This window comes from Methylobacterium sp. Gmos3, from assembly GCF_056430985.1.
In genome coordinates, this window is the sequence record NZ_JBWJYL010000010.1 from 151866 (window position 1) to 171540 (window position 19675).

The 19675-nt window shown below is 59.7% G+C and carries 15 protein-coding genes; 11 read left to right on the plus strand and 4 right to left on the minus strand.

From position 1 onward, the window contains the following. Positions 1 to 558: 558 nt before the first annotated feature. On the plus strand, positions 559 to 2046 hold the full coding sequence (locus ACS5Q7_RS21280) for an aminotransferase class I/II-fold pyridoxal phosphate-dependent enzyme (protein WP_478341261.1): 1488 nt from the start codon (positions 559 to 561) through the stop codon (positions 2044 to 2046). A 325-nt stretch (positions 2047 to 2371) separates the two neighbouring features. On the opposite strand, the gene ACS5Q7_RS21285 is transcribed toward ACS5Q7_RS21280, so the two are convergent. Then, positions 2372 to 2755, minus strand: coding sequence for a VOC family protein (locus tag ACS5Q7_RS21285; protein WP_478341262.1), 384 nt, complete (start codon positions 2753 to 2755; stop codon positions 2372 to 2374). Between the two features lie 73 nt (positions 2756 to 2828). Continuing rightward, complete coding sequence (locus ACS5Q7_RS21290) at positions 2829 to 3104, minus strand: hypothetical protein (protein ID WP_478341279.1); 276 nt, start codon at positions 3102 to 3104, stop codon at positions 2829 to 2831. 1157 nt (positions 3105 to 4261) lie between these two features. On the opposite strand from ACS5Q7_RS21290, the gene ACS5Q7_RS21295 reads away from it, so the two are divergent. Continuing rightward, positions 4262 to 5059, plus strand: a complete 798-nt coding sequence (locus ACS5Q7_RS21295; protein ID WP_478341263.1) for an AbiJ-NTD4 domain-containing protein — start codon at positions 4262 to 4264, stop codon at positions 5057 to 5059. Positions 5060 to 5166: 107 nt separating this feature from the next. After that, positions 5167 to 6492, plus strand: coding sequence for a hypothetical protein (locus ACS5Q7_RS21300; RefSeq protein ID WP_478341264.1), 1326 nt, complete (start codon positions 5167 to 5169; stop codon positions 6490 to 6492). Between the two features lie 53 nt (positions 6493 to 6545). On the opposite strand, the gene ACS5Q7_RS21305 is transcribed toward ACS5Q7_RS21300, so the two are convergent. Further along, positions 6546 to 6998 (minus strand): hypothetical protein, encoded by a 453-nt coding sequence (locus ACS5Q7_RS21305; RefSeq protein ID WP_478341265.1) that lies wholly within the window; start codon positions 6996 to 6998, stop codon positions 6546 to 6548. Between the two features lie 317 nt (positions 6999 to 7315). Here ACS5Q7_RS21305 and ACS5Q7_RS21310 point away from each other — a divergent pair, with 317 nt between their 5' ends. The 4 genes from ACS5Q7_RS21310 to ACS5Q7_RS21325 all read left to right on the plus strand — a co-directional run bounded on the left by ACS5Q7_RS21310 (position 7316) and on the right by ACS5Q7_RS21325 (position 11490). Further along, positions 7316 to 8971 (plus strand): HsdM family class I SAM-dependent methyltransferase, encoded by a 1656-nt coding sequence (locus ACS5Q7_RS21310; RefSeq protein ID WP_478341266.1) that lies wholly within the window; start codon positions 7316 to 7318, stop codon positions 8969 to 8971. Beyond that, the gene (locus ACS5Q7_RS21315; protein ID WP_478341267.1) at positions 8958 to 9692 is read left to right on the plus strand and encodes a hypothetical protein; all 735 of its coding nucleotides are present in this window, start codon (positions 8958 to 8960) and stop codon (positions 9690 to 9692) included. The genes ACS5Q7_RS21310 and ACS5Q7_RS21315 overlap by 14 nt, the downstream gene beginning before the upstream one ends. Positions 9693 to 10136: 444 nt before the next feature. Beyond that, positions 10137 to 11084: a DUF4238 domain-containing protein gene (locus ACS5Q7_RS21320; protein WP_478341268.1), complete on the plus strand. Its 948-nt coding sequence runs from the start codon at positions 10137 to 10139 to the stop codon at positions 11082 to 11084. A gap of 175 nt (positions 11085 to 11259) precedes the next feature. Further along, positions 11260 to 11490: a hypothetical protein gene (locus tag ACS5Q7_RS21325; protein ID WP_478341269.1), complete on the plus strand. Its 231-nt coding sequence runs from the start codon at positions 11260 to 11262 to the stop codon at positions 11488 to 11490. A 6-nt stretch (positions 11491 to 11496) separates the two neighbouring features. Here ACS5Q7_RS21325 and ACS5Q7_RS21330 read toward each other — a convergent pair whose 3' ends face one another. Then, positions 11497 to 12219, minus strand: coding sequence for a recombinase family protein (locus tag ACS5Q7_RS21330; protein WP_478341270.1), 723 nt, complete (start codon positions 12217 to 12219; stop codon positions 11497 to 11499). Between the two features lie 311 nt (positions 12220 to 12530). Between ACS5Q7_RS21330 and ACS5Q7_RS21335 the strand changes: the two genes are divergently transcribed. From ACS5Q7_RS21335 to ACS5Q7_RS21350, 4 genes are all read left to right on the plus strand, one after another. Then, positions 12531 to 14972, plus strand: coding sequence for an AAA family ATPase (locus ACS5Q7_RS21335; protein WP_478341271.1), 2442 nt, complete (start codon positions 12531 to 12533; stop codon positions 14970 to 14972). Positions 14973 to 14979: 7 nt separating this feature from the next. Continuing rightward, positions 14980 to 16185, plus strand: a complete 1206-nt coding sequence (locus tag ACS5Q7_RS21340; protein ID WP_478341272.1) for an McrC family protein — start codon at positions 14980 to 14982, stop codon at positions 16183 to 16185. A 611-nt stretch (positions 16186 to 16796) separates the two neighbouring features. Further along, positions 16797 to 17705: a hypothetical protein gene (locus ACS5Q7_RS21345; RefSeq protein ID WP_478341273.1), complete on the plus strand. Its 909-nt coding sequence runs from the start codon at positions 16797 to 16799 to the stop codon at positions 17703 to 17705. A 448-nt stretch (positions 17706 to 18153) separates the two neighbouring features. Then, a complete protein-coding gene (locus ACS5Q7_RS21350; protein ID WP_478341274.1) occupies positions 18154 to 19437 on the plus strand; it encodes a hypothetical protein in 1284 nt (427 codons plus the stop codon). Positions 19438 to 19675: the final 238 nt, after the last annotated feature.

Sequence of the window (19675 nt, forward strand, 5' to 3'; positions counted from 1 at the left end):
ATGCCTCGGCCGTGGACCGAGCCCTCCCCCGCCACGGCTTCGGGGAAATTCGGCTCACGCCGCGTCGTCCACCTTCGCGAGCGACAGCGTCGATCGCATCACGAAATGCCGCAGCACGGACGGTTCGAAATCAGGAACGCCACTCTCGGAGTGAGGTTGCCCAATCCGCGGTCATCGACGGCCGCCGCTCAGCGCAGGTCTGCGCGTGTCTCGGGCTTCCAGCGTCATGCCATTGCCGTCCGACGAACGCACGCACCCGCGCGCCGGGGCCTCGCGAGCCTTCCTTCGCCATGCGTCGTTCCCCTGCCCAGGGGCGAACTCCGCTCGTCCGCGCGGGCGGTCGAGGATCGTCGCCCGCGACATCCGTTCGGGCTGCGACGACAGGCGGATCCACCCCGCCCTCCTGGCCATCATCGCCAGCGACCGGGCGCAGCCGGCTCGTGTCCGGAGCCTCGCCGTCGTCTTCGAAGGCCCGGCTGACGCAGACGAGGAGCGCCGCTGGCGACGCGTCCCATTCGGCGGGTGCTGGCGTTCGGCGCAGGCGGGGGAGTGCAAGGCATGATGGACCAGTCCAAGGCACCGATCCTCGACGCCCTCGCCGCCGTCGAGCGCGGCAGTATCGCGGGCTTCGGCGGCCCCGGACACGACGAGGGGCGGGCAGCCTCGTCCGACGTGGTCGCCCTCCTCGGCGAACGGGCCTTCCAGGCCGACGTTCTGACGCCGAAGGGGCTCGACGACCGGACGGAGTCGTTCGGGGTGATGCAGCAGGCCTACCGCCTCGCGGCCGAGGCGTGGGGCGCCGACCTGTGCCGATTCTCGACCGGCGGCTCGACGCAGAGCATCCAAACCGCCGTAGCGGCGGTTGCCGGCCCCGGTGACACGGTGCTGATCGCCGGCAACGAGCACAAGGCGGCCTTCAGCACGGCCGTCTACGCCGGCGTGAAGCTCGTGGCGATCCCGCCGGTGATCGACCGGGAAAGGGACATCGAGCACGGCACCGATCCCGAGACCCTCGCCCGGCTCCTCGACCTGCACCCCGGCGCCAAGGCCGCGCTCGTAATCAGCCCGACCTTCTTCGGTGTCACGAGCAATATCCGCGCGCTTGCGGAGGTCTGCCATGCCCGCGGCGTCCCGCTGATCGTCGACGCCGCCTGGGGGGCGGCCTACCCCTTCTGCGACCGCCTGCCGGACAACCCGATGGCCCTCGGCGCGGATGTGATGGTGGTGAGCGTGCACAAGACCATGGGCGCGTTGGCGCAGGGCTCGTTCATGCTGGTGGCCGGCGACCTGATCGACCGTGAGCGGTTCGTCTGGGCGTTCGAGATGCTTCAGTGCACGAGCCCGTCGGTGCCGATCCTCGCGTCGTTGGACGCCACGCGCCGCGCCCACGTCGCCGAGGGGCAGCGACTCTGGCAGCGCGTCGTGGATCTCGCCGCTTCGGTGCGGGATCGTCTCGCGTCCGTCGACGGTCTCGCGATCCTTGGCCGAGAGGTGATCGGCGGCCCCGGCGCGCACGACCTCGACCCGACCTTCCTGGTTCTCGATGTGCGCAGGCTCGGGCTGTCGGGCTACGAGGCCGACGAGTGGCTCCAGGCCGAACGCAAAGTGAGCGCGGTGCTGGGCGACCTGCGCCATATCGGTTTCAGCTTCTCGCTCGGCACGACCGATGCGGACGCCGAGCGTCTCGTCCAGGGCGTCCGCGACCTCGCCGCCGCGGCGAAGACGGGCGATGCCCGGTTCCATGAGGTCCCTGACGAGGCGCCGGACTACGCTTCGCTCATGCCGGCGCTCCCGGCGGCTCCGGCGCTGCCACCTCCGCTGGCGGCCGCAGCGCCATTCGACCGCGTGCCCTATGATCAGGCGGCTGGGCGGATCGCCGGCCAGTCGGTCGCCATCGTGCCCCCGGCCATCCCCCGCCTGCTTCCGGGCCAGATGATCACCGCCGCGCATGTCGCCTTTCTCCGCGCGAACCTGGACGCCGGAGCGTTCATCCTCGATCCGGACGAGCATGGCGACGGATTGATCCGCGTCGTCCGCGAGACCTAGAGCGGTTTCGGTTTGATCCGGATCACCTGCTTCACCGTCTTTGCGAGCGAAGCGAAGCAATCCAGGGCAGCGGGACCTGAACGGATGTGGCGGATCCCTGGATTGCTTCGCTTCGCTCGCAAAGACGGGAGGCGCAGCATGATCCGGGTTTTCCCGAAAACGCGCCAGCGGCCTTTACAGGCATTTCCGGAGCAGACATTTGCGCCGGTTAGGTCGAAGGCGGCGAACTGTATCGTGATTCAGAACAACAACAGCAAAAACTTCGAATTCCTATGAATTCTTATTTGCGCACAACATTGATACTGCATCTCGATCCGATGAAGCCCTAAAGCGCGGTCAGGCCGACGATGCAGAACCCGTGCCCGAAAGGATCACTACAGAAGGCAACCGGGGGAAAGCCCGCCACACGATGCACCTGCTCGGCTTTTGCGCCATTCGCCAAGGCCCGTGCGAGCGTCGCCTCGAAGTCCTCGACCCGAAAATCGATATGAACCGGCGTCCAATGGCGCTCATACCGGCGAAGGTCGTTGCTTCCCGGTGCGGGTGAGGATCCAGCCGGTTTCGCGAGAAGCCCGATCGTCGCCTCACCCGACGTCAGCGTCGCGTAACCGGGGTGGGGTCGGGACGTCTCGACGAAGCCGAAGACGGCGCCAAAAAACTTCAGTCCCTCATCGATCGACGGGACATCGATAGAAATCGTTACCTTCATCCCAGTCAGTCCTTCGGGTGTCTGTCGGAAGATCGCATCCGGCCGCCCGCGGGTCTCGGCGCCCCCGGCGCGATCAGGCGATCAGGCGAACTGCCATCCCGATCAGCACGGCGGCCCCCAGGCAGCGCCGCCACGGGTTGACCCCGCGGAGCACCTCATCGCCCGCCCAGACGGCGAGGGCGATCCAGGATGCGACGTCCGCCCATCGCCCGATGGCGCTCCCCTCTCCCGCGATCCAGGCGATGGCCTGCGCGAGGCCGAAAAGCCACAGCGGCAGGTTCGGCCACTGGCCGATCACGATGCGTCCGCTGGTGCGGTCGCGGAAGAACCAGTCGAGGGCCGCGCGCAGCATCGGAGAAACGGGGATGGGGCCTGTGGAGACCGGGGGCAGAAGGCCGGTGATCCGGCCCGGGAGATGCGGCCGAGACACGACCGCCGCGCGACGTCTGAGCTAAGCGCCTGACCTGTCGGGAATTTCGACGACCACCAGGATCACGCGATGTGCGCGAGACCCCCTGGTGGAGCTGAGGGGACACGAACCCTTCCAGGCATTAGTTATATAAATCAATCACTTGTCTGATTGTCAATGTGCCGCGGTGTACCGCCCTGGTGTACCAATCCGAGTTTGAACCCGGGTGCAAATTCACGTTCAGCACCTCTCGCAGGCATCAGCCGCTCTGCTCCCCAATCTCGCGTACGAACCATCAAAAGAGTGGTACGCCTTTGAGCTCCAAAAAGGGGAAAGTCGCCCCTTTAGGCCCTAGACGGATCGGCAACCGTTACCGGAGTGACGCCCACCACCAAAGCGGGCATGAGCATCTCCGCCACGTCGGCGCGGAGCCCGGACGCGATAGCGGCCGATACCGCGTGGTTTAACGCAGGTTCGATCGGCACGTCGCTGGACACCTCAGGCCAGCGAGCCAGGAAAGCCTGCACGGCTAAGCGCGCGTCGTCATGGTGGCTTGCTCCTTTGCCTATGCCGGATACGAACGCTTCCCACACGAACAGGGATGCGGCTCCCGAACGGAACCGCGCAAGGTCGACCGTGACGGAGATCGTACCTGCGGCCTCTCGGAGCCGGGCAAACGACCATGGCATCAACGCCAGAGCTGCTGCGAGAGCGCCGGTGCCAGCGCCTGCGGACCAAGCCCGGTTATAGGTTGTCTCGATACCGCCGCGGCGGCTGGTAATCCTCGCGAGCTCCGGCCTACGGGGTGTCCAGATCGGGGCCTCGAACCCAAGAGCCACAGGCTGTCCTTGGCGCAGCAGAGCGGATATGCGGTCTAACGCGACGCCTAGCTCTAGGCCCGAGCCGGCCGCGCCGGTATTGTCGGCCCACCCGATCTTTGCGGGGCCGCCGACGTCGATACAAAGAACGTGTGGAACGGTCATCACTGGAGCTTAGGGTCCGGATCAGGAATGGTTGGCCTCGGGCCGACGACCAACCAACAGGCTATGATCCGCGGGAGCATCGGCAGTGGCGGCACCAGCGTAACACGAGGCCTGATGAACCTGAACGAGCCATTCTCCAGGCGCCACGGCTATGCTGCACCCGAGGCCGAGATCACGGTCCGAGAGGATGCGCCTGATATAGTCCGCTCCGCTGTTCTCGCACTTGCCAATGCTCACGGGCTCTCGCCCGACACAGTGCGCGCTACGATCTGCGCCGTCCTTCTCCGCACGCCAGATCGCAACAACTGGAGCTCTGGCAACGTGGCGAGGGAGGCGGAGAGCCTCGTTTATGAGGCGCCTTGGTTCCGCGTCTATGATTTCGCCGAGGGCATCTACGACGTCGTGGAAGGGCAATCCTGGGGCCGCGGCGAGACATTCGCGGCGCGGCTGAACGAGGTCTTTCGTGAGCACGGCATCGGCTATGAAATGAAAGAAGGCAGGATTGTCGGCCGTGGCTCTCTGGCATTTCGCGAGGCTACCGAGGAAGCCGTTCGGCTGATGACGATGGCCCACAAGCCGACAGCTGCTACCGAGATGCGGCAAGCTCTTGCCGATATCATGCGACGGCCTCCGGATGTCACTGGAGCGGTGCAGCATGGCATGGCGGCGCTGGAGTGTGCCGCCCGCGACCTGACGGGACAGCCGCGGGCCAACCTGGGGCAGCTTCTGCCCGATCTAGAGCTACCGAAGCCGCTGGACGAGGCTGTGCTCAAGCTATGGGGCTTTGCAAGTCAACGTGGACGGCACATCGCAGAAGGGCAAGATCCGAAGTTCGAGGAGGCAGAGCTGGTCGTCACCACCGCTTCAGCTGTGAGCGTCTACCTGCTTCGACGGAGTTATCCCGAAGCGTAGCCCCACAGATTGACAGCCTTGTTGCGATAGGCCGCGAGGGTAAGCGGACGTCAACGCGCCTACTATAGACCTTCCCAGCATCATAAAAACAGCCATAGCACCTATCAGTGACGCAGCCTCCAGCACCGCGTGTCCGTAAGCGAACCTGGCTCTACGACTTTGCGCAGGGATGCAAGAATGGCATCAGTCCGCAGCAAGGGTGGGTAGATCGCCTCAAGTTCGGCCTGCCTGGCATCAACATCTCCTGTGCCTGCGCACATGAGGACCTGAAGGGTTACCTCGGCCGACGAAGCCGCGAGTACGATGACCCCTTCGAAGTCGAGCAGCTGCCCAATCGCAACTTACGAGTGACGTTCCCCGCCAAGCGTTGGCTGTTCAACCTCCAGATCACAATCAGTTTGCGAGACGGGCTGTGGTCGGGCGCGGGAGCCCTCGAACTCAACACGACGCGCTTGTTCGCCTCGGCTGGGGAGACGGGAGACCTAGCCACATCGCCGGCAGTGAACCGCATAGAACTCATGCGTCCGGTTGGATTGAACCCGAACCGCGCCCGCACACTCGATGGCAACGATAACTTCGTGCCGGACCATCTGGTCCCGATGGCCATCCAAACGGATTGGGCACGCCTGACCCAGAACTACGCTGCCGCTGTGCTCAATGTCGTGAGAGAGACGGTCGGCACAGTGCACGATCTCGATCTAGACAGCCGATCGCATGAGCCACTTCTGCGCCTGCCGCCGTTCGACCGGTGGACACTGAAGCACGCAGAGGTCTACGCCGAGTTCAAGGAGGCCGAAGCGCCTTTACGCGTCGCCGAGATCGCGGAGCACGGCCCAAGTCTGGCCGCTTTCTTTGCCGTGGAGAACCATGGGAAGGAGCCCATCTCTGGAAAGAGCCGGACCGGCAACATGCCTGCGATGAAGATCGGCCTCGGTGCGGACGGGGTCGATCTCTCCATCTATGCCAAGGCCCATGACCGCCTCCGGGTCGAGGTCCGATACAAGGATGCGCCCCTCAGAACGTGCCGTCTTACCAAAGGGCACTACTCTGGGTCCGATGCCTTTGTAAAAGACGTGCTGGTTGGCATTAGAGGCAATGCGGCAGCGCGCATTATTCGCTTCCTCAAGGCATATGAGACCAGCCGTGGCTCGGCTCCTCCTCGGCTTCCGGCCCTTGTCAGCTTGCTAGGCACCGTCTCTCAGGCTTGTAACAACGATCTGGGGCTGATGAACCGCGTCCTCTCGCTGCTGATCCTGCATAACGGTTTAAGCCGTACGAGCGATGAGCGCATCCAGCGGATCGCAGACACCCTCATTCAGTCTGGTGTCTTGCGGCAGGGCCGAGCAACGCTTCGCTCCCGCCGGACCGAATACCACCTCGCCCCCTACTACGGCTCGGCCCTCACAGCCTTGCGAGCTCTACCAAACCAGTAGGCCAGTGTCGGGAAAGAAGGCCGCGCAGGCTCTTTTGCACCTGGGTGCACGCTCTATTGCGAGAACAGCGACATCTGCGCGTGCGCAGACGGCTTGTAGGCAGATGGACGCCGGAACTCGGCGGGAAGCATCGGGTGAGAGCCGGCGAACCCGCCCGTCGTGTCGTGAAGCTCGGGCACCACGAGGCCGAGGTGGAGGCATACCCAGGCTGAAAAATACGCCCTGTGGCACCAGTCGCCGGAGCCAAGCCGTTCGTAACAGCAGAGCACTGGGATCTGGCCCTGCGCCTTCGCGTCGATCTCAGCCACGATCTCAGCAGGATCGAGGCTGGAGAGGATCCCGGCGTAGAGTGCCCGGTACTCCTCGGTGCCGGCAGTCCGGTACCATGCGCCCGGGGCTAAGGCAGCGATCTTCGGCGTGCTCGCCATTCCCCGAGGTGTGCCGCGAGAGATACCAATCTTGATGTAGCCGGGCGGCATACGATCGAACCAAGACGCCGTGAACACTGAAGCCGCTCCTTGCGAGATCTACAAGGAACGCTGCCACCTAAACGGCGGACTGGCACTTCAGAAATTCTTCACGAGGTAACGGAAATCTGAATTCTGGGCTCAACAGCGCCAAGGGGTTAGGCAAATATCATGGGGGGCGTAAGAAACCGATCTCGTGCCCAATAATGACACCTACGGCGATGATGATGAGCCGGAAGAGTGAACCCAGGTGCAAACAGCCGATCGGTGTTGAGAACAAAGAAGAAGCGTTTACCGGGTGGCACCTAGTGTGAGAGCGTGACGGCCCGCCTCAACGGAACGCGATCAAGGAACCTGTGAGCCATCTCGTGCAAGGCCAGAAGGCACGCGGAGCGTTCTTCACCCCGCTCGAAATCAGCCGCTTCATCGCTGAGTGGGCGATCCGGTCAAAGGGCGACAGGGTTCTGGAACCCTCGTGTGGTGATGCTGCCTTCCTCCTCCCCAGCGCAGCCCGGCTGAAGGCTCTCGGCGTTCCAGGTCGCAGCCTAAGCAAGCACCTCAATGGCGTTGAGATACACGGCCAATCCGTGATGGACGCGCAGGAACGCCTTGCAGCGGAGGGGTTTCGGGCTGGCATTACGGAGGGTGACTTCTTCGATCAGGACCCTCAGCCGCTCTATGACGCCGTGATCGGCAACCCGCCGTATGTGCGCTACCAGCAGTTCTCAGGTGCGGCTCGCGCAAAGAGCCTCCGGGTTGCCCTTGCTCACGGTGTTCGGCTGACGTCGCTCGCTAGCTCGTGGGCCGCCTTCACGATCCATGCCTCAGAGTTCCTGAAGGACGATGGCCGTCTCGGTCTCGTCCTCCCAGCCGAACTGATGTCGGTGAACTATGCGGGCGAGGTGCGGCGCTTCCTGCTGAACCGCTTCGCCAAGGTGCGGCTCATCCTCTTCGAGCAACTGCTATTCCCCGGCGTCCTCGAAGAGGTGGTGCTGCTCCTGGCCGAGGGCCGGGGCACCGCGCAGAGCTTCGAGGTCTATCAGGCCCGTGATGCGGATAGCCTCGCGAACCTCGACACGACCTCCTGGCGGGGCTTCGTGCCTGCGGCCGGAGAGAAGTGGACCCCCGCCCTCATCCAGAACGGTGCCCTGGAGACCTATCGTGAACTCACTCTCGGCAAGCACTTCACGAAGCTGATTGAGTGGGGGGATACCTACCTGGGCTCCGTCACCGGCAACAACAACTACTTCACTCTGACGGCAGCCGATGCCGCACGGCTTGGGCTCAGCACAGCCGAACTGCTCAGGATCTCCCCCCCTGGCGCTAGGCACCTTCGAGGGCTCACCTTCAGCGAGAGGGCGTGGACCGAACTCGCGAAGGAGGGCGGTCGCTGTTACCTGTTTGCTCCCCAGGCCAACAACCCATCGAAGGCCGCACGAGCCTACATCGAGGCAGGCGAGCGCCAGGGTGTTCACGAAGCCTACAAGTGCAAGGTCCGCACTCCCTGGTGGCGCGTGCCGCTGGTGGCCCAGCCCGATCTGCTCTTCACCTACATGAACCACGACCGCCCACGCCTCACGACCAACGAGGCTGGTGCTCTCGTCCTCAACTCCCTGTACGGCGTCAAACTCAAACCGGAGCTACGGGAGGTCGGGAAGGCGACCCTACCGATCGCATGTCTGAACACTGTCACCCTGCTCGGCTCCGAGGTTGTGGGCCGCGCTTATGGTGGCGGTCTCCTGAAGCATGAGCCGAAGGAGGCAGACCTGTTGCCGGTCCCTACCCTGGCCGTGCTCGAAGCCGCTCGGAGTGAGTTGGAGTTGATCAGCCCGCAACTCGCCGTCGCCTTGCGGCAGAACAACCTCTTGAAAGCCGTCGAGATGGTGGATGCGGTCATCCTCGAACGGCATATGAAGCTCGATGCTGAGCAGCTTGCTCAACTGCGGCAGGCCCGTGAGGCCCTGTTTCAGCGACGTGTGATGCGAGGACGAGGTAGCCGTGGCGAGGGTTGATGACTTCCTCGATGCGGCTCTCAAAAGCCTTCCTGCGAAGCCCCCTGATACGGCCCTACAGGGCGAGAAGAAGCGCTATAGCGAGCGCGTCTCAGAGGTGGTCGCGCAGGCTCTCGCAGCGGAGTTGCGCGAACGTGGTCTGAAGGAAGCCCGGCCTGCACCTCCCGGTGTGCTGGGTAGCTCAGGTGCCGAGAGACGGATGGCGGGCGGCCTTGGCGCGAAGAAGGTCGATGTGACCTGGGCCACCGAGGAAGCTGGGCTGCTGCTGGCCATCTCGGTCAAGAGCATCAACTTCAAGGACACCCGAACTAGCAACTATCAGAAGAACCTCGTGAACCGGCGAGGCGACATGCTGATGGAGGCGGTCACGCTCCATCGGCGCTTCCCCTACAGCGTGCTCGCCGGCTTCTTCTTCCTCGATAAGGGCGCGGAGGCGGACAACACGATCCGCCGCAAGTCCACCTTTCTGAACGCCCACGCACGGCTCCGGCTATTCACAGGCCGCAATGACCCAGCAGGGCGCGATGAGCAGTTCGAGAGGTTCTATCTGATCCTCCTGGAGGCATCACCAACCGCCGTGGATATCCGAGCCTTCGAGGTTGGGAAGCCCACCGTCTCCGTCCCCCTTGACGACGTGATCAGCGATTTGTTGGGCTTGGTCGCTGAGCGGAACCCTGACTTCTACGAGCTTGAGAGCGGCAACCTGCGTTCGGCCACCTGAGATTTGAACCTGGGTTCAGCGACGTGCCTCAATCCAGCATGGGAGACGTCCCACTCCGGCTGGTCCTGCAAATCGCATCGTTGCGCTTGCCGCTTTCAACCTCGGTCACCTCCACGATGAGTTCCCAGGAGCCGCCATTGAGGTGACGACGGACGGCCTCTCGCTGCGCTTCGGGACCAAGGCCCGAGCGCCTGGATACCTTTCCAGGCATGTCCTTGGAAGAAGCGAAAGAGCTCGGCATTTCCCCCGGCCCTTACCCGTTTAGGATTTCCGTCGCCGAGGTTGGTGCCGATTTTCGGGGCGTCATTCGTTCGGATTTGTTGAGGAAGTGTTGATGGAGATCGACCCGAACGGTAGACCAGTGGCGGCCCGCCACCCCTACTGATCGGACCGCCGGCACCCTACTTCGAGGTGCTTTTTCTAACCTCTTTATCCCATAAACCCATGTCAACCCTGACCAAGAACCAGCATTACGTCTGGCGGAACCATCTGAAAGAGTGGGTGGATCATAAAGGAAATCTCTTCTGTTTCTTACAGGATGAGCGAAGAGTTTTCGCGACCCGGCCCACCAATGTCGCCGTTGAGCGATATTTTTATAAGATAGAGGAGCTGAGCCCTCTCGATCTTGATTGGATCAACTCCATCATCGACCGGGCTTCCGTCCCGAAAGCACGCGAGTTTCATCGCGGGACGGTTGCAATCTTCCAGCACGTCTTCAAGCTACGCGCCCGTCTTGCTGCGCAGGAAAAACTGGCGGATAAGGTCCGGAGCGCAATTACCCTGGAACTGGATACTCTGGAAAAGACGCTCGGAGAACGATGGCACACAGGCATCGAGAACGATGCGCAAGAGATGCTAGCCAGCCTAAAGCAGCGCGACCCTAGTTTTTATGATGACGAAAATAGGCGCACCCACTTCATCCATTTCATCGCGCAGCAGTTCTTCCGAACACCTAAGATCCGAAACCTTCAGCTCCGGAAACACCATCCATTCTTTGATCGTGGGCTCGATTTAGAGCGAACATGGTTTATCGAAAGCCAGATCTACGCGATGAATATCAGCACTGGCATCTTTCTCGAAAAAGATCAGTACAAATTCAAATTTCTTGAAAATACCACCGGCAGTGGTTTCATAACCGGCGATCAGCCGATCATTAGCTTAGGACCAGACGGCGCTGGAATGCATTTTTTCTATCCACTCAGGCCAAATCTGGCCTTGATCTTTGAAAAAAATGACAACCTCCCTCTTAAAAGCGAGCGGAATGTCGGCACGTTGGAGGTCGAGTTCTACAACAACAAAATGTATCAGCAGTCCTATAATCAGCTCTATGGCGACGACAAAAGCTATCTGGAGGTGATAAGCGCCATGCCCAAGGACGTGCTGGAGAGCTAATAGGCAAAGTTCGACGCTTCATCCCAACGTTCGTAGCCGGTTAGGCTGCCCCTGTCCGAGTGAACGCTGTGCGTCCCCGCTGGGCGCCTCGATTGTTTCAGTGGCTGGCGCCGCGCGTCTCCCGGCCACGATCTGAGACCTATGAGCGTCGCCCTGCGTGTGGCATGGTCAGGAGATGGATAGCGCGTTTCAGATCGTGGTGATGACGGACCGGCCTGCCGATCAGGGTGGCTCACAGCGGCGCGTCTATGCTGCCACCACTGACACGGCCGAAGCGGCGCTCGCCTTAGCGAAAGCCGAGTTGCCGTCGACATGGCGGATCGAGGTCTTGAACGACTTCAAGTTCGGCCTCGCGGTCGTGAGGGATCACGCCCTTGGGCCGAACCAATTGGCATGGATCTCGTGATCGCGCCTAAGCACCCCCGCGATCCCGGCCAGCTCGCCCCGCGGGTTCCGGAGAGCGGGCCAGGACGTTCACGACCTGCTGACTAGCCCAGGTGCTCTTTCCGGTCGAGGTAGAGATCCCTCGACGCGTCAGCTCGCGGGCGCAGCCATTTATGGTGAAGCCGGCCGCCTGAAGCTCCCGGATGATTGGAGCGAGGTCTGCAGCGCGGCGATCGGCGATCCGGCTGCGCTGGGCCCGGCCGGCGGCGCGGCCCGCATCCTTGTTCGTCAGGTTGGCCGGGGTGCCGAGCTTCTTCCCGCGGGTCTTGGCAGCAGCCAAGGCTTTGCGGGTGCGCTCCCCGATCAGTCCGGCCTCCAGCTCTGCAACCGCTACCATCTGGGTCAGGAGGAAGCGGCCGGTCGGGCCTTCGATCTGCGGTAAGTCGCAGAACCGCACCTCCACGCCGGCATCGAGCAGCTTGCTGAGGAAGGACACGGATCGTGTCAGGCGGGAGACGTTCGCGACGATCAGGGTGGCCCCGGTGACGCGGCAGTGGGCCAGAGCGCGGGCCAGCTCGGGCCGGTCGGCCGCTTTCCCGCTCTCCACCTCCACGAACTCGGCCACCACCTTCCATGGCCCGCCGTTGAGGAAGTCGGAGACCGTCTTGCGCTGCGCCTCCAGGCCCAGACCACTGATGCCCTGCCTTGTGGTGGAGACGCGCAGGTACGAGACGAATTTGCCAGCCGCCATCACTGCTGCTCCCCAGGGGTGCTGCGCTTCAAGGTGGTGTGAATGAGGGTTTAAAGGAACTTGCTGGTTTGAACCTGGGTGCAATTCGCCGGGCTGGAAAGCCCAGTAATCGCTTAAGCCCCAGCAGAACCGGTGATGGCTGTATACGGCCCCCTGCGCGCCGACCGTTGAGCGCGGCCTGCGCCCAGTAACTCAGATATACGCCCGGGCAACGGTTGCGCCGTTTACCACGGCAAATTGACCTGGCCTCCTCACCGCTCCGTGTTAGGCTCGATCGCTCATACACTGAGCCTCTGGAGAGCAACGCGCCTATGGCCATACCCGATGTAAGTGCGGCAAAGCTCGAAGAAGCGTTCGACCACTTTGATCAAACCCAACGGGGGCTGCCAGCTTTTCAGAACTGGGAAAGCAATCAAAACTACCGCTATGCAGTAATTCGCAACGGTCTGCGCTACCCAACTAAGGATATCATCGCTTTTGCGACAGGCCTGTCGAAAGACAGCTTCAGCGGCGGTGTCGAAGGCGCCAACGCGTATCTGCAAAGGCATGGCTACGCTATCGAGGCGCTTCGGTTTCCTGCCGACGGCGTATTGCAGGCCGCCTTAAATGATCTTTTGCTAATGCGTGCACCAGAGCCGATCAATCCGAGTGAAGCATACGAAGTTCTGGCCGATCAATTCGGCCTCTCTGCGGAGCTTCGTGATAAAAATATGGAAAATCAAAACGAGAACCATTGGAAAAATCGCGTTCGCAGCGTTCGCCGGAAGCTGGTGGCGCAAGGCATCATCGATCCGAGTGAGCAAGGGAGCTGGAAGCTACAACGTCGCGATGAACCACGGGTATGGTTAGAGAAAACGCTCGTCAAAGGCCGACCGGATCGAATGAGCGGAGAACATGCTCTTGGGAGAGCTCTCTGGTCACCCACTCGCGCCAAAGACGGTGCTGATATCTACAGATGGATGCGCCTCGTTCAGCCTGGCGATCGTATTCTCCACCTGACAGACAATACGGCGATTACGGGCACGTCCGTTGCTGCAGCTTACGCGCGGCCTGACTTTGTTGGAGTTGCTGGTACGGCATGGGGTGATCAGCCGAGCTATCGGATAGCTTTAAAAAATTTCGAGATCCTTGAACCGCCGCTTACACGTGAGCAGTTTCTCGACGAGCCGAAGTACCGCCAGGAACTCATTGAAATTCGAAAAAATCATGCGAATATCTTCTATGACCGCGATCTTAATCTCAATCAGGGCAGCTATCTCACTGAAGTCCCATCGCGGCTCGTAGCTATCTTGAATGATTGCAGGACCAACCTAAGAGGCAGCCCCTTGCTGAGCGTAGATAGCGGCGGCCTTTCAGCCTGGCAGCACAGTCAGCCGGTTGCCAACGTCAAGGAAGAAGCTCCACCTCACATCTGGGTCTACTCTCCCGGTGAGCGTGCTACGTACTGGGATGAGTTTCGCGAAATCCAGATTGCGGCGATTGGCTGGGACGAGCTCGGCGACTTGTCAATGTTCAAGACATCTGACGAGATATTTGCCGCCATGGAAAAAATTTGGGATGAGCCCTCAAAGATAAACGCGACCCAGTGCTTCGAATTCTCACATCGGATCCAGGCGGGCGACTGGATTTTTGCGAAACGCGGGCGCCGCGAGATCATTGGCTTCGGTGTTGTTACCTCTAATTACCGGTTTGACGACGGCCGCTCACACAGTCGCAACGTGGTTGACGTCGACTGGCAGAAGTCTGGAGCTTGGCCGACGCAAAGTCATCGGACGCTGCCGATGAAGACGATTACCGACATAACAGGCGACGAGACGCTGATCGATGAGCTCGAACAGATGCTGGCGCTGACCGACGTCTCGGGGCCTACCGCCCCAAGTGACGAGCCGCTGCCGCTCTATTCGATCGACGACTTCATCGCCGAGACACGGATCACTTCTGAGACGGCTCAGCGTTGGCGTCAGCGCCTGGAACGCAAGAAACAGCTAATTTTGCAAGGACCTCCCGGCACCGGCAAGACCTTCGTTGCCGAACGTCTCGCGCGACTGCTGGCCAGTGGAACACCTGGTCTAATTGAGACGATCCAGTTTCACCCTTCCTACGGCTACGAGGACTTCATGCACGGCATCCGGCCCGTGATCCAGCCCAGTGGGCAAATGGCCTTCGAACGGCTGCCGGGCCACTTCCTGCGCTTTTGTAAGGATGCCCGTGCAGTACGGGATGGCGCGCCCTGTATCCTAATCATTGACGAGATCAACCGCGGCAATCTTGCCCGTATCTTTGGAGAATTGATGTACCTGCTGGAGTACCGCGAGAAACAAATCCCGCTTGCCGGCGAAGCCGCTCCTTTCGGCATTCCAAACAACGTGTTCATTATCGGGACTATGAACACCGCCGATCGCTCAATTGCAGTGGTCGATCACGCTCTGCGCCGGCGGTTCAGCTTTATCCACTTGGCGCCGGACTATGATGTCCTCCACCGCCACATCACGGATTATGGTCTGCCGGCTGATGCGCTGATTGCCGCTCTTCGCGCTGTGAACACCGCCATCGATGATCGCAACTATGAAGTGGGTATCTCCTTTTTTCTAAAAGACAACAGCAACCTCAGTACTCGGCTGAAGGATGTGTGGGAAGGCGAGATCGAGCCTTATCTCGAAGAGTATTTCTACGATCAGCCCGGCCGCATAGAAGCTCTTCGGTGGCATGTCCTCGCTAACAATGTGCTCGCCCCTTGGGTGAGCGCGGATTAGTCCACTCATGCGTACAATCACATTGCAGGAGGAGGTCGAGACGCGATTTGCGTCGACAACCTTCACCGATGCTGAATGCGAGCTAATGCTGCGCTCGACGCGTTTTGAATTCGAACCTGCCGGCCAGTACAACGGCGCTACGCATGGACTGCGCTCTCGTGGCTGGATCGGGCACATACCAGTTGGCAAAGATCTATTAATCGCTGTCACGCCAAAAATCCCAGTCTCGAACCTCTTTGGTATGCTGGAAGTTGCATACGATCTTCGATCGTTCAGGCTATTTGAAGGCGTCGCGCCGGTCCAAACATTCGATGACATCTACGAACGCATCGTTTTCGTTCTTTGCCAGCAGGTTCTTGGTCGCGCGCGGCGTGGCTTGTACCGCAGCTATGTCGACGTTCAGGACGAGCTATCTTATGTCCGGGGCACGCTTGATCCCTTCCGTGCTATTATCAATTGCGAGCGTGGCCGCCCCTTCGTGCCCTGTGCCTTTGAGGAGCACACGGCGGACCTTGAAGACAACCAACTTCTATTATTCACGTTGAGGCGCGTCTCGCGTCAGGCTTTGAAGCGGAACGAGGTGCAAAATCACCTTGACCGTGCGCGCAAAGCGCTCGCAGGAACCATCTCGTATCGCGAGTTTTCGGCAGCTGATTGTCAGAGGCGATTTTACCACCGTCTCAATCATGATTACGCGCCAATGCATGGGTTGTGCCGGTTCATCCTGGAGCAGACCGGGCCGAGTGTCGAGGTGGGCTCCTACGACTTCATGCCCTTCGAGCTTAACATGCCAAGGCTCTTCGAGAGCTTCGTCGCAAATTGGTTACGAGACAAAGCATCGCCCCGCTTCGCGGTTTCAGTGCGGTACTCCTCCCAAGTCAAGGCGAGCTTCGTGCTGAAGGTCGAAATGGACATCGTCATTCGAGACCGATCTTCCCACAAACCAGTTATGGTTCTCGATACAAAGTACAAGCTGCATGAGCGGCCGGCGGAGGATGACCTCTATCAGCTTGCCTTCTATGCGCGCGAACTAGAAGCGCCCGTAGCCGCGTTGGTCTACCCGACTACGGCTGCTGACCACACTTGGGTACACGCCAAGAGCGTTGCGTTATACGGGCTTAGCTTTGACCTCAGTCGTAATCTTGAGGAGGCAGGCTCCGACTTCCTGAGGACCATCGGTGCGCTTTGCGACGGGACGAGCTCAACGTCGTAGCGGACGCCGCTGCCCTGTTCTTCCAGTGGCTGTTGCGGGCCTAGGATGGGCTGGTGCTCAGATAGGCGGGGATAGGCATAGACCTAAGCCGTACTGGAGTTTCGCAGGTACCCAATTCCTGGCCTCATGGCTGCTGCCAGCCTTTTACAAAGGGTGGAGGGTGGTGTGGGGTTTGTAGAAACCCACCGTGAGCTGTGATCGGCAAGCTGGGAAGCCCAGAAGCGTAAAGATTGGACGGTTTTGAACCGGGGTGCAATCGGGAGTGAGCTGTCCTGCAGTGTTAGATGCGGGCGTTGAGACTTAGTTATCTCGAAACGAACAGCCTGGATCCGACCACTGCCAGCCGTTTCGACAGCCATCGGCGCTTACCAGAAGCAGTCATTTGTTGGCCGTCCAACAAATTCGGTTCGGGATAGCTTTGCGCGTGTCTTTCTAACTGCCCAGCTCTAGTTTTGTGTCGTTTAAGATTGTTGTGCATAGCTGCCGTCCGTAACGGAATGTACCCATCGGCGTTCGGTTTGGCCGCGGTCGGAAGCGAGCTTGATGCTCTTCCACATGTTGTCCAGTCCTGTAGGATAGGCAGCTGTCGCAGCGGGCGCAGAAGTGAGCTTATGACCCTTGGAATTATCTGGGCGCGCTCGGTCGGAGGGGTCCGTGAATTAATAGTTGCATCAGACAGTCGCCTGAGCGGAGGTCAGCACTGGGACGCTAATCCAAAAATTATGCTGCTTCCCCGTACCGACGCAGTACTCTCTTTTGGCGGAGACACCGATGATGCTTATCCGTTGATGCTACAGGCCTGGAACGCAATTGAAATGTATGGTCCGGCAAAAAACCGGTCTATGGACCTTGCAGATCTCAAAGGCCATCTCATTCGCGTCTTCACACACTCAAGAGCCTTCATTAGTGGTCTGCCGCGCGGACAAAAAACTCCCAGCGAGCCAGGCGCCATCTTCGCTCTAAGCGGGTATTCGTGGCGCACAGGGAATTTTCATATATGGAAATTACATTTCGATGCGTCGATCGGTAGATTTACATTCAGGCCGTCGGTTGAATGGGGCGGCCAAGATGAAAATTCTTACAAACTAGTCGCATACCTGGGAGACGATGACGCGATTGTTGAGGCGAAAGGGCGCCTAGTCTCAATTTTGCGAGATCGCGGAAAGATTTCAAGGGGGTCTTTCGATATGGAGCCTTTCGAAGTGCTTCGCGATATTATTCGTTCGAAGTCTTTTCCCAGTGTCGGCGGCCCAATTCAGCTAGTAAAAGTATACGAGCATGCGAATACCGCCCCTATTGGTGTGTTATGGCCCGACAAGGCGGGGACCGTGTCGCTTCTCGGGCGACCTCTCATGGCTTACGAAACTATGCCATGGGGTGTGATTGATCCTGATAATCCGGACCGTGCACGACCGCTATCGTCCCTCCAGCCCTATCCTGCCGAAAATGATCCTGCTGAACCTTTGAGGAAAGGCACTGACCCTCACATTCAAAATGTTCAGATCGCTACTTCGGATTAGCCAAGGAAGCTGCGTTCGCTTCAAAAAAGGCCGGGTTTTCTAGGCCATCACGGCCAGAGCGGTAGGCTCGGCGCAAACTCTGACCAGCATTGCGAGCGACAGCATGGCATCGTTTGCTTTTTCGCTGCGCCACTTCAAGGCGGATCAGCTGAATACCATCCGAAGCCGCCGTTCGGCTTGCGACCCAACCCGGCCATGCAGGGCCGTGTCGACGCTACCCAAAAGCGGCCATTCGTTGGGCCTGAAGCGGCTTTCGCTCAAGGTGGGAAGCGCGCATCTGGCTGAGCCTCAAAACCGAACGTTTTGTTGTAGCTCGCATCTTGTACATGGACCAGCAAAATTCGATCATCGCGGTCGACGTCGCAGACCTGCTAAGCGATCCTCTTGAACCAGTTGAGGGACCGGTTTCCAGGTCGATTGGTATCAACGCTGATCTGCGGATGAGGCTATGATTGAGCGCCGACGAGATTTAACGGCCTGGGTTATGCACTTTGTGCACAAGCGAAATACGCTCAATGACCCAGCTTACGAGCTGAACGAAGGATCAGATACGCCTTTGTTCCCGTTCACTGCTGATCGCGATAAGAACAACCGCTTCGATTTTTGGAATATTGTCGAAGATAGTCATGCGCTTGCTGCGGACGAGGATGCATTTTTTGTGCTCCGCAAAATCATTGAGGACGGACATATAAGATCTGGCTGGTCATTTCGTGGATCCAAGCCGACGATCTACGGACCACGTTCCGCGACTTGCTTAACCGAGATGCCGCTGTATGCCCTGCTGGAGTACGCCAAAACTCGCAGTCCGGACGACGTTGGGACTTATGCAATCTGTCTTTTACGAGATGAGGTATTCGCCGCTGGCGGCCGTCCCGTGATTTACGGGTTGAGCGGGAACCACTCAGAGCTGCCGCGAGTAAGGCGCGGCATTCCGATGATGGATGATTGGCCTAGGACTTTAGATCCGTCATGCGGGATTTCGGAGTTGGAGCAGTACCGATATGTTGCGATGAGCCTTGGGGAAAAAAGACGGATAGACTGGGGCCATGAGCGGGAGTGGCGTTGGGCGGACGTTTCTGATGCCTGCTCTTGTCCTGGTCTACCGATCTGGCTTGCCGATAGCCCAATCCAATTTTCCCGAGTGGCGATAATTGTATCGACCGAGGAAGAGGCTCAATCCGTCCTCAACAAACTCAAAGAGCTACATGATGCCGGTGAGCACAATTTTGGATATGAATATAATCGCGATACTCTGGCCGCTACAGAAGTCATATCTCTCGAGGGTGCACTTTCCAAGCTCAGCAAAAATGAGCTGACATACGTACGAATTGATGATGTTCCATCATCTACGATCTTGAAGTTTGATGCCCCAAAAGTCTCAAAAGAATACATGGATCTAGTAGAGGACGCTCTGTCAGAAGCGCATGCTGCGGCTTATGCGGCTTCTACTGAATACCAGAAGAAAGAGAAGGCAGGCCTGCCCGGTTACCAATATGATGGTTTTGGATTTGCCCATCTTGTTCTTAGGAGTTCTCAATCATCCCTTGTATCTGCTCTTTTAGAGTTGGGCGAGACGACGGTGATCGGCGGCGTGGGATATTGGATTTCTAATTTCACTAAGGATGATACGGGACAGCTATCTGTAGCGGAAGCCGCAGCAACGGCTGCGATGAAGGTTTTGGAGGAACATTTCCCAAACGAAAGCTTTGAAGTCCAGACCCGATGGGATTGACAAACGCACTGTCCGTTTTCGTGTTCTGCCGATGCTGGGCGGATTGCCGGTTTCTGGATACGTGGGGCGAACTCGGGCTAAGGCCTCTGAGGTTCCGAAATTCGGGATAGTGCATTAGAGCGGAGCTCGTCCGATCGGAAGCTGTGCTGGGCGGCTAGGGGTTGATGGGGCAAGGAGGAGCCCATGCCGACAACCTTATCCGTCGATCTTCGCCAGCGCGTGGCATCCGCTGTCTCAG

What these genes read in the sequence shown, in the direction of transcription:
- ACS5Q7_RS21280 (WP_478341261.1), top strand. Translation starts at nt 559, where the DNA reads ATGATGGACCAGTCCAAGGCACCGATCCTCGACGCCCTCGCCGCCGTC.
- ACS5Q7_RS21285 (WP_478341262.1), bottom strand. Translation starts at nt 2,755, where the DNA reads ATGAAGGTAACGATTTCTATCGATGTCCCGTCGATCGATGAGGGACTG.
- ACS5Q7_RS21295 (WP_478341263.1), top strand. Translation starts at nt 4,262, where the DNA reads ATGAACCTGAACGAGCCATTCTCCAGGCGCCACGGCTATGCTGCACCC.
- ACS5Q7_RS21320 (WP_478341268.1), top strand. Translation starts at nt 10,137, where the DNA reads ATGTCAACCCTGACCAAGAACCAGCATTACGTCTGGCGGAACCATCTG.
- ACS5Q7_RS21325 (WP_478341269.1), top strand. Translation starts at nt 11,260, where the DNA reads ATGGATAGCGCGTTTCAGATCGTGGTGATGACGGACCGGCCTGCCGAT.
- ACS5Q7_RS21330 (WP_478341270.1), bottom strand. Translation starts at nt 12,219, where the DNA reads ATGGCGGCTGGCAAATTCGTCTCGTACCTGCGCGTCTCCACCACAAGG.
- ACS5Q7_RS21335 (WP_478341271.1), top strand. Translation starts at nt 12,531, where the DNA reads ATGGCCATACCCGATGTAAGTGCGGCAAAGCTCGAAGAAGCGTTCGAC.
- ACS5Q7_RS21340 (WP_478341272.1), top strand. Translation starts at nt 14,980, where the DNA reads ATGCGTACAATCACATTGCAGGAGGAGGTCGAGACGCGATTTGCGTCG.
- ACS5Q7_RS21345 (WP_478341273.1), top strand. Translation starts at nt 16,797, where the DNA reads ATGACCCTTGGAATTATCTGGGCGCGCTCGGTCGGAGGGGTCCGTGAA.
- ACS5Q7_RS21350 (WP_478341274.1), top strand. Translation starts at nt 18,154, where the DNA reads ATGATTGAGCGCCGACGAGATTTAACGGCCTGGGTTATGCACTTTGTG.